The sequence below is a fragment of the Rhizobium mesoamericanum STM3625 genome (assembly GCF_000312665.1).
In the GTDB taxonomy this organism is placed as follows: domain Bacteria; phylum Pseudomonadota; class Alphaproteobacteria; order Rhizobiales; family Rhizobiaceae; genus Rhizobium; species Rhizobium mesoamericanum.
The window spans coordinates 607,639-623,448 of record NZ_HF536773.1 but is presented as its reverse complement, the minus strand read 5'-3'; the positions used below and the strand labels follow the sequence as shown (position 1 = coordinate 623,448).

At 58.9% G+C, this 15,810-nt stretch carries 13 protein-coding genes; 4 read left to right on the top strand and 9 right to left on the bottom strand.

Translation table 11 applies throughout. The features are described 5' to 3' along the window. Positions 1-7: 7 nt before the first annotated feature. From BN77_RS23170 to BN77_RS23160, 3 genes are all read right to left on the bottom strand, one after another. Positions 8-1,900 (bottom strand): ABC transporter ATP-binding protein, encoded by a 1,893-nt coding sequence (locus BN77_RS23170; protein ID WP_007536606.1) that lies wholly within the window; start codon positions 1,898-1,900, stop codon positions 8-10. Positions 1,901-2,177: 277 nt separating this feature from the next. Continuing rightward, entirely contained in the window at positions 2,178-3,248 is a 1,071-nt protein-coding gene (locus BN77_RS23165) for an IS110 family RNA-guided transposase (protein WP_007536604.1), read from the bottom strand. 139 nt (positions 3,249-3,387) lie between these two features. Beyond that, positions 3,388-5,196 (bottom strand): ABC transporter ATP-binding protein, encoded by a 1,809-nt coding sequence (locus BN77_RS23160; protein ID WP_007536602.1) that lies wholly within the window; start codon positions 5,194-5,196, stop codon positions 3,388-3,390. Between the two features lie 448 nt (positions 5,197-5,644). On the opposite strand from BN77_RS23160, the gene BN77_RS23155 reads away from it, so the two are divergent. Beyond that, entirely contained in the window at positions 5,645-7,051 is a 1,407-nt protein-coding gene (locus BN77_RS23155) for an FAD/NAD(P)-binding protein (protein WP_007536599.1), read from the top strand. Here the strand turns inward: BN77_RS23155 and BN77_RS23150 are convergent, their stop codons facing one another. From BN77_RS23150 to cyoA, 5 genes are read right to left on the bottom strand one after another with little or no spacing between them, the layout of a single operon-like run. Continuing rightward, on the bottom strand, positions 7,052-7,804 hold the full coding sequence (locus BN77_RS23150; RefSeq protein ID WP_007536597.1) for an SURF1 family protein: 753 nt from the start codon (positions 7,802-7,804) through the stop codon (positions 7,052-7,054). It lies immediately after the preceding gene. A gap of 45 nt (positions 7,805-7,849) precedes the next feature. Further along, a complete protein-coding gene (gene cyoD, locus BN77_RS23145; RefSeq protein WP_007536595.1) occupies positions 7,850-8,251 on the bottom strand; it encodes a cytochrome o ubiquinol oxidase subunit IV in 402 nt (133 codons plus the stop codon). Beyond that, a complete protein-coding gene (gene cyoC / locus BN77_RS23140) occupies positions 8,248-8,868 on the bottom strand; it encodes a cytochrome o ubiquinol oxidase subunit III (protein WP_007536593.1) in 621 nt (206 codons plus the stop codon). The genes cyoD and cyoC overlap by 4 nt, the downstream gene beginning before the upstream one ends. A gap of 4 nt (positions 8,869-8,872) precedes the next feature. Beyond that, a complete protein-coding gene (cyoB, locus tag BN77_RS23135; RefSeq protein ID WP_007536591.1) occupies positions 8,873-10,876 on the bottom strand; it encodes a cytochrome o ubiquinol oxidase subunit I in 2,004 nt (667 codons plus the stop codon). A 45-nt stretch (positions 10,877-10,921) separates the two neighbouring features. Beyond that, positions 10,922-12,097, bottom strand: a complete 1,176-nt coding sequence (gene cyoA / locus BN77_RS23130; RefSeq protein WP_007536589.1) for a ubiquinol oxidase subunit II — start codon at positions 12,095-12,097, stop codon at positions 10,922-10,924. 380 nt (positions 12,098-12,477) lie between these two features. Here cyoA and BN77_RS23120 point away from each other — a divergent pair, with 380 nt between their 5' ends. The 3 genes from BN77_RS23120 (at position 12,478) to BN77_RS23110 (ending at position 14,990) form a co-directional block, all read left to right on the top strand. Then, positions 12,478-13,809 (top strand): MFS transporter, encoded by a 1,332-nt coding sequence (locus BN77_RS23120; protein ID WP_007536585.1) that lies wholly within the window; start codon positions 12,478-12,480, stop codon positions 13,807-13,809. Between the two features lie 292 nt (positions 13,810-14,101). Further along, positions 14,102-14,404 carry a DUF982 domain-containing protein gene (locus BN77_RS23115; protein WP_007536583.1) on the top strand — a complete coding sequence of 101 codons (303 nt, stop codon included), beginning with the start codon at positions 14,102-14,104 and terminating at the stop codon, positions 14,402-14,404. A 223-nt stretch (positions 14,405-14,627) separates the two neighbouring features. Next, a complete protein-coding gene (locus BN77_RS23110; RefSeq protein ID WP_007536582.1) occupies positions 14,628-14,990 on the top strand; it encodes an SPW repeat protein in 363 nt (120 codons plus the stop codon). Between the two features lie 273 nt (positions 14,991-15,263). Here the strand turns inward: BN77_RS23110 and BN77_RS23105 are convergent, their stop codons facing one another. Then, positions 15,264-15,734, bottom strand: coding sequence for a cyclic nucleotide-binding domain-containing protein (locus tag BN77_RS23105; RefSeq protein WP_007536581.1), 471 nt, complete (start codon positions 15,732-15,734; stop codon positions 15,264-15,266). Between the last annotated feature and the right edge of the window lie 76 nt (positions 15,735-15,810).

The following is a 15,810-nucleotide window of genomic DNA, read 5'->3' as shown; positions in this document are numbered from 1 at the left end:
TTTGACTTTAGGACGTTATCGGTGGCTCCCTGGAGAGCATCGCGTCTGGAATGTCGTCGAAGGACGCGTAGTTCAGATTATAGAGGCGCGAATAGAGCTTGCGGTTGTTCATCAGCTCCTGATGGTTGCCGCTCTCGATAAGCTCGCCGTTCTGCAGGACGATAATACGATCCGCTTCCCTGATGGTGGCAAGGCGGTGAGCGATGACCAGGCCCGTGCGGTTTTCGAGCAGTTTGACGAGCGCTTTCTGGATCAGCATCTCCGTATAGCTGTCGATATTGGCCGTCGCCTCGTCGAGCACCAGGATTTTCGCGTCGGCAACCAGCGCACGGGCAAAGCTTAGAAGCTGGCGCTGGCCGAGCGAGAGATTGCCGCCGCGCTCACCGAGCATGCTGTCGTAGCCATGCGGCAAACGGATGATGAAGTCGTGAGCACCAACCGCCCTGGCCGCCTCGATGACCTGCTCGCGGGTCGCTTGCGCCTTATGATACCTGATATTCTCGAACACCGTGCCGGTAAACAGGAACGGCTCCTGCAGAACCATGGCGATCTGGTTGCCGAGCGAATCCTGGGTCAGATCACGCACATCATGCCCGCCGACCAGAACCTGCCCCTGCTGGGCATCGTAGAAGCGATGGATTAGCGACATACAGCTCGACTTGCCGGAACCTGTTGGCCCGACAAGGGCAACCGTTTCGCCGGGGTTCACCTTGAAGCTGACGTGCTTCAAAACCGGATGCTTCGGATGGTAGCCGAAGACGACGTCGCGAAACTCCACGGATCCGTCCATGTCGGCGGTCAGTTCCCTGGCATTTGGCGCGTCCTTGATCTCGACGGGAACATCCAGAACTTCGGTCAGCCGCTGACCAGAGGCCATGGCGCGCTGCATCACTGAATATTGCAGCGTCAGCGAGCGGATCGGGTCGAAGAAGCGTTGGATGTAGAACAGGAAGGCGACGAGCACGCCGACATCGAGCGCCTGGTTGAGAACACGCGCACCGCCGACGACGATGACGAGCGCCATGGCAACACCGGTCAACGAATCCACGATCGGCACCATGACCTGCGCATAGCGTGCTGCGCTCAGGTGCGTCTTCAGGTTCGCCTTTGCCTTGTCGTCGTAGAGCATGAAGTTGACGCCCTGGCGGTCCATGCTCTGGACTGCGCGCACCCCATGGATCGCTTCCGCCAATGCGCCGTTGGCCACGGAATTGGTCTCATGCGCCGCCATGAACGACTTGCGTGCCAAGGGCAGCCAGAAGAGACGGACGACAAACAGGATCGGCAGGACCGAGAGCGTCAGAAGACCGAGCTTGAAGTCGAGATAAAGCATCACGAAGACGATGCCGAACAACAGCGCAATATCGCCAACCGACAGGACTGAGGTTTCCAGAAACTCCTGCATCGAATTCACGTCGCCCTGCAGGCGCGACATGAGGCGTCCGACCTCGGTCTTGTCCATGAAGGATAGCGAGACCCGCTGCAGATGCGAAAACATCGCCTTACGGATGTCGAAGAGCACCTCCTCCGCGACGTTTCCGACCAGTGTCTCCTGCCAGTAGCTCGCGATGTAGTTGATCAGGATCGCAGCGAGAAAGGCGATCATCGCCCATGTCAGCGCTGAACGGCTTCCTCCCGGCTGCATGCCGTGATCGATCGCGTAGCGGATGATCAGCGGGATCAGCAGTTGCATGGCCGTGAACGTCAAAACCGCGGCCACCGACAATAGAACCTGGCGGCGATACGGATGCACGAACGTCCATATGCGCTTGATGATGTTGCCGTCGAAGGCCTTCCCGAACATCTCTTCCTCGACGCGGTGGGAGCCGACGACTGCGCGCGGCGGCCGACGTCCATCGTCGCGAACGTCGGAGCGCTCGGTTTCCAGTTCCTCGGCCATATCATTCCTCCAATGAAAGAACTCAAGGGCAAAAACGCTTGTTTTGCGTGGCTTTCCCTGGGTTCGGTTATGTTTTGACCGGCCCTTCAGCCGATCGACTAAATCCTCTTTGTTCGCAGGACGAAGCTTTTCCGTCCTGCGGCGCTGAACCATTCTCCAATTCGTGACCCTAACGCCGATCTGCTTTCGGCTTCGGTCACAGAGTGGCGTTCGGCTCCCGGCTTCCCATTCTCCTTAAAGAGCGCAGCCCAGTCCTGCCGGGCTCGCTAGAATGCTATCAGGACGGCCGGGATATCGTAGACGAGACGCTTTCCTCTCCAATTGAGCCGCGCCGCTCGTAAGCGCGCTGTTCACTCAGGATCTGGAAGGCGATCGTCAAAAGTTTGCGCGCGATCGCAACACGCGCCTTGTTTGTTCCTCTGAACTTGAGATGCTCATACTGAGAACGGAGCTGCGGGTCGGTGACGATAGCCGGTGCGACAGCCTCCACAAAAGCCCAGCGCAGCCACTTGTTGCCCTGCTTGATGATCTTGCCATGGTAGGTCTTGCCGCCGCTCGAATAGGTCGAGGGAACAAGTCCGGCATAAGCGGCCAGCTTCTTCGGATTGCGGAAGCGAGAGATGTCGTCGACCTCCGCGTCGATCAGCCGAGCGAAGAACTCTCCGATGCCGGGGATGGTCTTCAGCAGCTTCACATTGCGGTTGGTCTTCGTCATCGCCCGGATCGTCACTTCCGACTGCTTGATCCGCCCGTCAATGTCACCGATGAAGTCGAGCCCTCGGTCGATCTGGATGCGGTCGATATCCGACACCTTGATCGTGGCGAGTTGCTGGCGGCCGGTCTTGCCGAACAGATCGCCCAGCTTCTTCAACTGCGCCGTCTGTTCCGGATAGCGGTCGAATACCGTTACGATCCGGTTCTTCGTCATCGTGCGCAGCCGCACGTAGAACATCCGTTCGCGAAGGGCGATGCGAAGCTCTCGCGCCTTCTCTCCGGGAGCCCACGCCTCCGGCACCAGGTCGGCCCGAAGAAGATGTGCCAGCACCGTCGCGTCGATCTTGTCCGTCTTGATCTTGGCGTCGGCGATCGCTTTCACTTTCAAGGGATGGGCGAGAACGACATCATCACAAATGTCGTCGAGCCAGTCGTACATCACCATCCAGTTGCGCGTCGCTTCGACAACAGCGTGGCTGTTCTCCCGATACCGCTCCAGAAACGAGCCGAGCGATTGACGATCGTTCTTCACACGCCCGGATCGCAGTGTCTTCCCGGCAGAATCCTGCACGACCAGGTGGCTGTAGCTTTTGTGGTAATCCACGCCGATGTGATAATCATAAGGTGCAGTCACGCTTTGCTCTCCTTTGATGAGTTTGCGGAAACCCACAAAAGGTAAGCCAATCGGCGCAAGGCGTGACTGCCCCAAGATCATCTGCATCTCAGAAATCCGTTCTCTCAATGCTGGGCGCGGCCTCTTTCATGCCACCTCCTTAGGCGCTGAGCGCATCGTCGCCTGGCCGCACCTGCAGATCGTAGAGCGCCTTGTAGCGTCTGCCGTAAGCCAGCAATTCGTCGTGCGTGCCACGTTCGACGATTTGCCCGTTCTCGACGAACAGGATCTGGTCGGCATGCATCAGCGAGCTCAAGCGGTGTGCGACAATGATCGTCACGCGATCGGCGGCGTATTTGCGCATTGCCGCGCGGATGCGCTGTTCTGTTGCCGCATCGATCGCCGCCGTTGAATCGTCAAAGACCATCACCGCGGGTTTCAGCATCAGTGCACGGGCGATCGACAGGCGCTGGCGTTGCCCACCCGATAGCGATACGCCGCGTTCGCCGACCACCGTCCCGTAGCCGGTCGGCAGGCCAAGCACGTAGTTATGCAATTGGGCACTTTCGCTCGCCCGCTCGATGCGGCTCTCCTTTGCCCAAGGATCGCCATAGGCAATGTTGTTTTCGATCGAGGTGGTGAACAGGAAGGCATCCTGCTGGACAACCGCGACCGCCCGACGAAGCGACTGCAGCGTTGCGCTGCGCACATCCTGCCCGTCAATCGTGATCTTGCCCTTCGTGACGTCGTAGAAGCGCGGGATCAAGTGGGCAAGCGTCGACTTGCCGCTACCGGGTGGTCCGACAATGCCAATTGTCTCACCGCGTTTTGCTTCGAAGGAGACATTGGAGAGAACCTCGTGCATGGGCGTGCTCGGATAGGCAAAGCTTACGTTCTCGAAGCGAAGCGTGCCTTCGGTGAGCGCCAGATCCGTAGCGTCAGGCGCATCGCGCACGGCTATTTCGAGATCGAGCAGGTTGAAGAGCCGGGTGCCGCAGGTCGACGCACGCGCAAAAGCGTTGACCATCAGACCAAGCTGGCGGACCGGCATCTGCAGGATCGTCATGAAGGTCAGGAACGATGCCAGCGTGCCGACAGTGATCTCGCCGGACATCACCTTGCCGCCGCCAATCCAGAGCACGAGGCCCATGGCTGCGAAGAAGGAGAAAGTCATCGCGCTGGTATTGACGACGCGGATGCCGACGCGCTGGTGAGCGAGCGAAAGGGCGTTCTTGGAAGCGTCCTCGAACTTCATCATCTCATGGGCCTGCGCGGCAAAGGCACGCACCACGCGGATGCCGCCTAAATTCTCTTCCATGATGCGTGTCAGCACCGACAGCCGCTCCTGCAGGTCGAGCCAGGTCGCGCGCAACCTTAGCTGTGTGGCCGATGAACGCCAGGCGACGAAAGGCACGAAGCTTAAGGCAAGCAGGCCGAGGACGAGATCGGTCGAAAGCAGCATGTAGGCGCCGATCCCGATCAGCATGGTCAACAGCACCATGCGCACCAGCGCCGTCGAGAAATACATGCGCACGCCTTCAAGGTCGAGCAGACCGACGGTGATCAGGTCGCCGGAGTGGACGCTGTCATGAAAGCTGAAGGACAGGCGCTGGATCTTCTCGTAACAGGCAAGGCGCAGCTCATAGCCGATATGGTGGCCGACGCTCTCGCTGTAGTAGTTCTGGACCATCGTAAAGATGCCTCGCAAGACGCTGGCGCCAAGCAGCATCAGCGCCGTGGTCAAAAGGGCATCCTGCGCGATCTGTCCCGCCTGGCCGCCTTCCATCGCCACCTGCGTGTGGTCGACTGCGCGGCCGAGCAGGCGAGGGATCATCAGCTGAAAGGTCGAGGCCACCAGGGTTGCGCCAATTGCGAAACCGGACTGCCAGGGATGGCGAAACGCCATGACGGTAATTCGGACGAGCGTGAAGAGGCCTTTGCCCCAGCCTGCCGCAGTCACTTTCGCCATCGAAGCCGATGGCGACGTCGCGCGTGTTAAAGCATCGCTGCTCACGGTCATGTTCCCAAAACAGAAGTGTGGTCGGACGCTGGTCCGCAGACGGCGAATCCGTGAAAGGATTGATTAGCGCCCTTACTTTTGCCGATTCCCTTCGGCCCTTCAAGTCAAGAATTCACCAACTGGTTATTTTATCGTGAGCTGGAAAACGACAAGAATGGCCCCAAAAACGGCGCGGTCCACGCTCAAAATATCGACGCGGTTTCCTACACTTATCTCCTGGAGCTGGTGGGGGTGGGACAAAGGGCTTGCCTAAATCGTCTTTTCGGGCTTTCATACACGACCAGTTTTATAGACTATAGGCGGTTCAAAACCATGTGAACCAACCCAACGCGCCAGCGAGTTTTGCCGCGTTGAAATCAATCGAGACACGATGCGCAGGAGTCGCAGGGGAGTTGAGATGACGGTTCAAGGCCTGTTTTCTTCCAAGTCGGCGGCGGCGGCACAGATCTCCGCCAAGCCGCGTTTTGCCATAGTCGGCCGTGGCTTCTCCGGAATGATGACGGCGATCGCGCTAATGAAGACCGTGCGCACGCCTTTTCATCTGCAGCTCTTCGATCCCAACTCTTCGGTGAGCGGTGGGCAGGCGCTCTCTTCGGCGCCGGCCTCGACGATCCTGAACACGCGCGTTCGCGACCTTTCCGTTTCCGCTGGCGATGCCGACGATTTCAACGACTGGCTCTGTAGCAACGCGGAATTCCGCGCTGCCGTACCTGCGGCTATCCCGGGCTTCCGCCAAATTTTCGTGCCGAAAGAGATCTTCAGCGACTACGTCTACAAACGGTTTTCCGAAGCCCTGTCTGCCCGCAAGGATATCACCGTCCAGGTCTGTCCCGAACCGGTTGTGGCGATCCGAAGGAGCCACGGCAGCCGCTTCCTTCTCGAGAGTGGCAGTTGCGCCAATCCGCTGTTCGACATGGTCGTACTTGCGACTGGCTACGGTCTGCCAGGGACTGAAGAGCCCGGACAGGATCTGTCTCCAGTCAGGGCCCAGCGCCTGATTGCGCGCCCCCACACGGTTCTCCTTGGCAGCGGCATCAGGGTGGTTGATCAACTCCTGCAGCTTCGCGATGCCGGCTACGCGGGACAGATCACCATCCTTTCCCGGCACGGTTTTCTGCCGCAGAGCCACACGCCGAACTCGGCCGATCCGGTTTTCCCGGCGGAGGCTCTGCCTTCGAACCTTCCCGAGATCCTGCGTTTCATCCGCACGGCCTGCCACGAGGCAGAGAGGGAGGGCAGAAGTTGGCAATCGGTCATGAATGGATTGCGCAGGCATGCCCGCTCTTTATGGCGTGGGCTGCCGGCCCATCAGAAGCGCCAGTTCAATCGGCATTTGCGGGCCATCTACGACAGCCATCGCAACCGCCTGCCGGAGGCTATCTATGCGCGCCTTCAGACAGAACTCGCCAGTGGCAATACGATCCTTCGCCGTGGCACCAGCGGCCGACAGGGCTTGGGCGGTCTCTTTTTCCGGCCCGCCGGCTCGCAGTCGGACGAAATCGTGCATGCCGAGCGAATCTTGGATTGCCGTTGCCGCGGACCGCAATTGACATCACCACTGCTTGCCAGCTTGCTCAACGAGGGACTGGCCCTGCCAGACGAATTGTCGCTTGGTTTGGCGGTCAATCAGTGCGGTCAGCCTTGCCTCGATGATGGATCGGTGGTCGAGGGCCTGTTTGCCGTCGGGCCGCTTGGCCTCGGCAGTCTGCCTGACATCGATCTCGTGCCCGAGATCGTTAACCAGGCTTATGCAGTCGGCGAGCGTATCGCGATGCAATTCTATCCGCAGAGCAAGGCTGTTTGATCAGGCCCGGCGAGCGCGGAACTCGCTGCGGATGATGAAGCCGAGCAGTCCGGCAACCATGATCGCCAATGCGAACCAGGTAATGGCGTAAACCAGGTGGTTGTTGGGAAAGGCGATCTGCGTCAGCCCGCCAACAGGCAGGCCGCCCGGATTGGGCGTCGCATCAGCATCGATAAAGTAGGGAGCGGCATCCGTGACATCGCGACGTTCGGCGATCGCGCTCACATCGCGCGAATACCAGCGATCATTGGCCGGATCGTTGGACTTGATCAGCGTGCCCCTCGGCTCGGTGATCCGCAGGAGCCCCGTAATCGTCACCGGGGTAGCAAGCTGTCCTTCGCTGCGTGTCGTTTGATCACGCTTGTCCGTCGGCACGAAGCCGCGATTGATCAGGATCGATGTCCCGTCGGGCAGCGTGAGCGGGGTGATCACCCAGTAACCAGGGCCAAGGGCGGTCGACGCGTAGATCAGCGTTTCCTTGTCGTTTCGAAGCGTGCCCTCGGCCGTCACCTGACGATATTCGTCGCCAGCGCGGCTGACCTGACCCCATGCGGCACGCGGCGGAGCGGGAACTGGCTGCGCATGGATGCGCTGATCGATACGGGCAATCAGGTCTTCTTTCCATGACAGGCGTTGGATCTGCCAGATACCAAGGAAAACCAGGGCAGCAATCAGCAGCACCATCAGGGTGCAGAATGTCGCGAGCCAAGCAGCGCTGCGCTGCTTTTGTCTGTCGGAGGCAATGTCGGCCATGGCCAGATACCCTTACGGGCGGCGCTGACGCCGCCCGCTTTGCCTTTAAGGCATCGTCTTCATCATTTCCGGGCTCATCGGCATCATGTTTGTGTTGAGATGATGCATGACCCAGAGGGAGCCGGCGAGCGCGATAGCCACGAGCAGCAGCGTGAAGATCAGTGCCATCATTGTCCAGCCGCCTTCCGAACGCGGGTTCATATGCAGGAAGAAGATCATATGAACGAGGATCTGCACGGCACCGAGCCCCATGATCCAGGCGGCGGTGACGGTCGAGCTTTCGAACACGCCGGCTATGACTAGCCAGAATGGGATCGCCGTCAGAATGACCGACAGTACAAAGCCGATCATGTAGCTCTTGAAGGTACCATGGGCCGCCTCGTGTCCGTGGCTGTGACCATGATGGGCTTCGTGCGCGTCCTCGGTCGCGGGTGCGTTAGCGGTCATCTGAGAACTCCCATAAGATAGACGAAGGAGAAGACGCCGATCCAGACGACGTCGAGGAAGTGCCAGAACATCGACAGGCACATCAGGCGGCGACGGTTTTCCACGATGAGACCACGCATCGACACCTGCACCATTAGCGTGACGAGCCAAACGATACCGAACGTGACGTGCAGGCCGTGCGTGCCGACCAAAGTGAAGAAGGACGACAGGAAGGCGCTGCGCGTCGGGCCAGCGCCCTCTTGGATCAGATGTGCGAACTCGTAAAGTTCGATCCCAAGGAAGGTGAGACCGAAGATGCCGGTGATGGCGAGCCAGAACAGCGTCGCACCCTTCTCCTTCCGTTCCATTTGCAGCATGGCAAAGCCGTAGGTTATGGAAGACAAAAGAAGCATCGACGTGTTGACGGCGACCAGCGGCAGATCGAAGAGATCGGCTGGTGATGGCCCGGCCGCAAAGTTGCGGCCAAGAACGGCAAAGGTTGCAAACAGCACCGCGAAGATGAGGCAGTCGCTCATCAGGTAGAGCCAGAAGCCCAGCATGGTGCTGCCTTCCGGATGGTGCTCCTCGGTGACATAGAATTCGGGCTTGTTGGCCTTGTCGATCACTGTACCGCTCATGGTCTTACACCTGCTCAGCAAGCAGCGCCGTGCGCTTGCCTTCCGTTTCCGTGACTTCCTCGGCGGGGATGTAGAAGTCGCGCTTATAATTGAAGGTATGACCGATCGCGACGGCCAGCATGGCGGCGAATGACAAGGCGGCGAGCCACCACATGTACCAGATAAGGGCGAAGGCCAGTACGACGCTGATCGCGCCAAGGATAACGCCGGTTCCGGTGTTCTTTGGCATGTGGATCGGCTTGAAGCCCTCCAGCGGGCGGGCATAGCCGCGCGCCTTCATGTCGTACCAGGAATCATGATCGTGGACGACGGGCGTGAAGGCAAAGTTGTAGTCCGGCGGCGGCGAAGACGTCGACCATTCCAGCGTACGCCCATCCCACGGATCGCCAGTGGTATCGCGCAGCTCTTCGCGCTTGAAGAAGCTGACGACGAGCTGGATGATGAAGCTCGCAATTCCGATCGCGATCAGGACGGCGCCAAAGGCGGCGATGATGAACCAGATCTGCAAGGACGGATCCTCGAACTGCGACACGCGCCGTGTCACGCCCATGAGGCCGAGCACGTAGAGTGGCATGAAGGCGAAGTAGAAGCCGATCAGCCAGAACCAGAAGGACATCTTGCCCCAGAACGGATCGAGCTTGTAGCCGAACGCCTTCGGGAACCAGTAGGTGACGCCCGCCATCAGCCCGAACACAACGCCGCCGATAATGACGTTGTGGAAGTGAGCGATGAGGAAGAGCGAATTGTGCAGCACGAAGTCGGCTGGCGGAACGGCGAGCAGAACGCCCGTCATGCCGCCGATGACGAAGGTGACCATGAAGCCGAGCGTCCACAGCATCGGCACTTCGTAGCGGATGCGTCCCCGGTACATGGTGAACAGCCAGTTGAACATCTTTGCTCCGGTCGGGATCGAAATGATCATCGTCGTGATTCCGAAGAAGGAGTTGACGCTGGCGCCCGAACCCATCGTGAAGAAGTGGTGGAGCCACACGAGGTAGGACAGGATCATGATCACGCAGGTGGCATAGACCATCGACGCGTAACCGAAGAGACGCTTGCCGCAGAAGGTAGCGACAACTTCCGAGAAGATGCCGAAAGCGGGCAGCACCAGAATATAGACTTCCGGGTGACCCCAAATCCAGATGAGGTTGACATACATCATCGGATTGCCGCCAAGGTCATTCGTGAAGAAGTTCGTGCCGGCGTAACGGTCGAGCGAAAGGAGCGCCAGCGTTGCCGTCAGGATCGGGAAGGTCGCGACGATCAGGATGTTCGTGCAGAGCGACGTCCAGGTGAAGACCGGCATCTTCATGAAGCTCATGCCGGGCGCACGCATCTTCACGATCGTCGCGATCAGGTTGATGCCCGAGAGCGTCGTGCCGACGCCGGCCACCTGCAGACCCCAGATGTAATAGTCGACACCGACGCCCGGGCTGTAGGCGGATCCCGACAGCGGCGGATAGGCAAGCCAGCCGGTCTGGGCGAATTCCCCAACGAACAGCGAGATCATGATGATGATCGCGCCTGCAGTCGTCATCCAGAATGAGAAATTGTTCAGGAACGGGAAGGAGACGTCGCGTGCACCAATCTGCAGCGGCACGACAAGGTTCATCAGGCCCGTCACGAACGGCATCGCCATGAAGAAGATCATGATGACGCCATGGGCAGTGAAGACCTGGTCATAGTGATGCGGCGGCAGGTAACCGGCCGATCCATTGAAGGCGATCGCCTGCTGGAGGCGCATCATGATGGCGTCTGAGAAGCCGCGCAGCAGCATGATCAGCGCAAGGATGACGTACATGATGCCGATCTTCTTGTGATCGACGCTCGTCAGCCACTCACGCCAGAGGTAACCCCAGAGCTTGAAATAGGTAACGACACCTAGAAGCGCGATGCCACCGAGGGCGACCGCCGCGAAGGTCACGACCAGGATCGGCTCGTGATAGGGGATCGATTCTAGGGTCAACCGACCGAAGATGAACTTCAGGAGGTCAGGATTGGAAAACATGGATGAACCCGTTCATTGATGTCGTATCGACGCAAAGCGCCAGGTCTAATTGCTGTTTGATTGCGCAGGCGCCGTGCCGTCGCCGGTGCCGTGGTCCATGCCGGGCATTGCATGCCCGTCATGTTGCATTCCCGGCATGTTCTGCATGTCATCGGTCTCGCCACCGCCATTCGCAGCGTTTGACGGCTTGGTTTCGATGCCATCGTTGCCTTCGCCCGCCAGAGCCCCGTGTTCGCCACCGGTCTGGTCGGCATGACGGTCGTCGTAGCGCAGCTTTTCACGATTTTCGGCGCTTTCCTTGCCGCCGCCACCCATCCTGTCGATGTGCATCATTTCGTTCATGCACATCTTGCCAGGTGCTGCGCACATGTTGAGGATCGCGTCAAAGAGACCCTTTTCGACCGAGGAGAAGTAACGCACGGGCTCTCTCACGCTTGGGCGCTCGAGCTTCAGATAAGTGTCCCGGTTCAGTGCGGTGCCCTTTTCCTTTACCTGCGCCACCCATTGATCGAAGCCCTTCTGGTCGACGCCGTGGAACTTGAAGCGCATGTGCGAGAAGCCGGCACCACTGTAGTTTGCCGAAAAGCCGTCAAAGGCGCCTTCCTGGTTGATGACGGCATGCAGTCTGGTTTCCATGCCGGGCATTGCATAGATCTGGCCGGCGAGCGCCGGCACGTAGAAGGAGTTCATGACCGACGACGAGGTGATCCTGAAACTGATCGGAACGTCGACTGGTGCTGCCATTTCGTTGAGGCTCGCAATGCCGAGTTCGGGATAGAAGAACAGCCATTTCCAGTCGAGTGCGACGACTTCGACGGTTAGCGGCTTTGTATCGGCCGGAATGGCGCGCTCAGCGTCAATCCGATCGAGAGGACGAAACGGGTCGAGTTTGTGCGTGCTGATCCAGGTGATGGCGCCGAGCGCGATGATGATCGCCAGTGGCGCAGACCAGATGACCACTTCCAGGCGCGTGGAATGATGCCATTCGGGATCATAAGTGGCAGCCGTGTTTGAACGGCGATAGCGCCAGGCAAACAGCAGCGTCAGGAAGATCACCGGAACGATGATCAGCAGCATCAAAACGGTCGATACGATGATCAGGTCGCGTTGCTGCATGGCGATGTCGCCTGAGGGCGACATGACCACCATATTGCATCCTGCCAGCGCCAGAAGCAGTGGCAGAACGAGGAGATGGCGGGAAAACTTTGGCAGTTTTTGCACGTCTCTATGCTCTTGTTGTTTCGTCCAAACCGCGACTAAAGCACCGTACCTGATAGCAACATGAGGTGTTTGGTCGCAGTGCAGCAGAAATGCCGCACTGCGGGATAAAACACGTGGCGCAGGATGTCAAAATCCTGATGGCAATGCGAAGGATTTTCGCGCCCAACCTTTTTTGAAGGGCTAATATAACCGCGAAGGCCGATCATGCCAGCCTTTTGCAGCCCGATTTGACAGTGCGGACTCCGATTTTTCGTCCACATCTAATTTTCAAGGAGGATGATGAACTATTTACGTCGATCGGACTTGATAAGCGCAGTGGTTTGATCAAGATCGCTAGTGAGGCGCTTTGCCACAGGGTGCCTCAACGAGGGAGGCGTTTAATGGCAAGTACAACACACTACGGACCATCGTCCACATCGATGGAAGAGGACGCGCGGCGAATTCACGCCGACAAGCCGGTATCACCCGGCAGCATCGCGATCGGCGTCGTCATCGGGCGCATGTCCGAATTTTTTGATTTCTTCGTCTATGGCCTGGCATCGGTGCTGGTCTTCCCTCAACTTGTCTTTCCTTTTGCTCCCGACCGACTGACGGCAACGCTTTATTCCTTTGCGATCTTTTCGCTCGCATTTCTGGCGCGCCCGGTCGGATCTGTCGTGTTCATGACCATCGACCGCGTCTACGGCCGCGGCGTCAAGCTGACCATCGCACTGTTCCTGCTTGGCGGGTCGACCGCGTCGATCGCGTTCCTGCCCGGCTATAATGAGATCGGTGCCTGGTCGATCGCCTTGCTTGCCCTATTCCGACTGGGCCAGGGCTTTGCCCTTGGCGGGGCATGGGATGGTCTTGCCTCGCTTCTGGCGCTCAATGCACCACCAAACCACCGCGGATGGTACGCGATGGTCCCACAGGTCGGCGCTCCGATCGGATTTGCGTTGGCAAGCGTGCTGTTCGGCTTTTTCATTGCCAACCTGTCCAGCGAAGACTTCCTGAGCTGGGGCTGGCGTTATCCGTTCTTTGTCGCCTTCGCGATCAACGTGGTTGCGCTCTTTGCCCGTTTGCGTCTTGTCATGACGCCGGAGTTCGGCTCGGCGCTCGAACAGCATGAACTCGAAGCGGCACCGATCCGCGATGTTCTGCGTGTCCATGGACGCGACATCCTGCTTGGCGCTTTCGTGCCGCTCGCAACCTTTGCCATGTTCCACCTGGTGACCATCTTCCCGCTAGGCTGGGTGTATCTCTACGGAACCCAGCCGATCGGCGGTTTCATGGTTGTGCAGATCATTGGCGCCGCGGTTGGTCTCGTCGCCATCGTCGTATCCGGCATGATCGCAGACTTAATCGGCAGGCGTGCCCAGCTTGCCATCTGTGCCGTGCTGATTGCGATCTTCAGCTTTATCGGCCCGCTCCTGATGGCAGCCGGCTCCGGGGGACAGAGTGCCTTCGTGATCATCGGCTTCGGCGTGCTTGGCCTGTCTTTCGGCCAGGCGACCGGCTCGATTTCGTCGCGATTCGGCAGGGGCTATCGTTACACCGGCGCGGCCTTTACGTCCGACCTTGCATGGCTCGTCGGCGCAGGCTTTGCGCCGCTCGTTGCGCTGACCCTGTCCAGCCGGTTCGGCTTGCCCTTCGTCGGCTATTACCTGCTTTCTGGCGCCTTGTGCACGCTTGCTGCGCTGGCGTTCAGCAGGGCACTCGAACAGCGCGACTAATTTGGTCCCCGCCCCGAAATACGGGGGTTGGTTTCGGGGCGAAATGACCCCCTAAGGGAAATCCTGTTGTGTCGGGGTTCGCCCCGACACCGTCCTTCTTTGCGCAAACCGTCGACTGTCATGGCGGGGAAGGGGTACCCTGGGCCCGCTGTGAAGCCGGTGTGTATTGAGAGGGCAGGCGGCGGTCTTCTCGCTCGGATCGGCAAAGCGGAAAGTCTTGAAATTCACTCTGCCGGCGCCGATATTTTTTTCACTTCTTTTTCATCCGGCTTGAATGCGAAAGGAGGACATCATGCTCAATCCGGAACTGCTTTGGATGTCGCCCGTCACGGTCCGTATGAAGGATGGGGCGCACCAGGTTTTCGCTTCTGTCAACGATGCGCTCGATTTTCTGGAAGGCGATTGGGCCATCTATCGCGGCAGAAACTATAACCGGGCGGTTCAAACGTGCCGCCGCGCCCTAAACCGAATGACGCCAGTCGCCATCGCGCGCGAGGCGTTCATTGACGCCTGCCAGGATGCGGGCATGTCGGCGGTCGCGGATGAACTGCAAGGGGCGAAGACTGGGGCAGGAGGCCAACACTCGCTTGCCTAGAATGACTGGGCTGGGGCACTCGATAGTGCCCCTCCGACTTTCGCGCATTCCCCCGCGCTGTTGGCCAACCATCGGCAAGGGAGCAGGGGTCTCGCGGTCATGGTTGTTCTCCCCCATCACGGAGACAATCGGGATCTTGAAGAATCAATATGCGCAAAATTAAATCGTTTACAGCGTGCGTAGCACGCACACCGTTGATCAAGCTTCATTCGTGGAGGTTGTCATGGCAAATGGAATGATGGAAGGCAAGAAAGCACAGGATTGGCTCAACCTGGCTCTCGCAGTCGCCTTATTCGTCTCGCCTTGGGTGATGGGCTTCGCTGGTGAGTTCATGGCCGCCTGGAACGCGTGGATCGTTGGCATCGTCATAGGTGCTTTGGCGCTCGCCACTTTGACCGCGTTCTCGGAATGGGAGGAATGGGCGAACATGATAATCGGGATCTGGCTGCTCGTCTCGCCCTGGCTGCTCAATTTTGCCGCGAATATGAATGCGATGTGGACACACGTGGTTTTGGGCCTGCTCGTTGCGGCAATATCGGCTTGGGCGTTGTGGGACGAACATCAGAACCCGCATGCTCATGTATGATCGAGAAAAAGTAAGGTATGGCCTGCCACTTCGGCGGCGGGCCATCCCCGGTTATGGGTCTTGATGTGTGGGTCACGTGAAGAGTTGAGCTTGCCAGCAGAGCGTCGATAGCAAGGCAACGGGGATAAGCCGGCTTTACGACGGTGTATTTCAGTTGATGTCGTTTCCGCGCAGCTCTGGCGGTCAGCGCGGGACGGGAAATACAGATCGACTCCGTTCGGCGTGTCACTCCCCCGTTAGCGGGGCAGGCCTTTTGCTTCAGACATGGAAATATTACATCGCTGCCGCTTGCGGCTGCTTGGCGGCGCGGGCGGCGGTCAGCTCCGCCGTTGTGTGATTCAGGCGATCGGCCAGCACGCGCATGATCTCGACGGCCATTTCAGGGAAATCGCTGAGCAGTTTCAGGAAGTGTTCCTTGCTGATGCGCAGAACTTCAAGGGGCGACGTGGCGCGAACGGTCGCTGTACGGGAGACATCGCACAGAATGGCAATCTCGCCGACGATGGAGTTAAGTTCTACTTCTGCGACCTTGATGTCGCCGGCAGAGGAGTGGACGAGAATATCGGCAGTGCCGGAAAGGACCACGTAGGCGGCATCGCCGGGATCCCCCTGACGGAAAAGGTCCTGACCCACATTGTATGTCATTCGATCAGAAGTGAACGCCAACAGCTTGAGTTTTGCAGGTGCAATCCTCGAGAAGATCGGCACCCGCCGCAGCATTTCGACTTCGTCTCTCAACAGCATAAACGTCATACCCCCTGCCGCGCTGTTCGGTGCGCGGCGTTAGATCGTGGCACCTCTCAAGGGGCGCCATCTTATT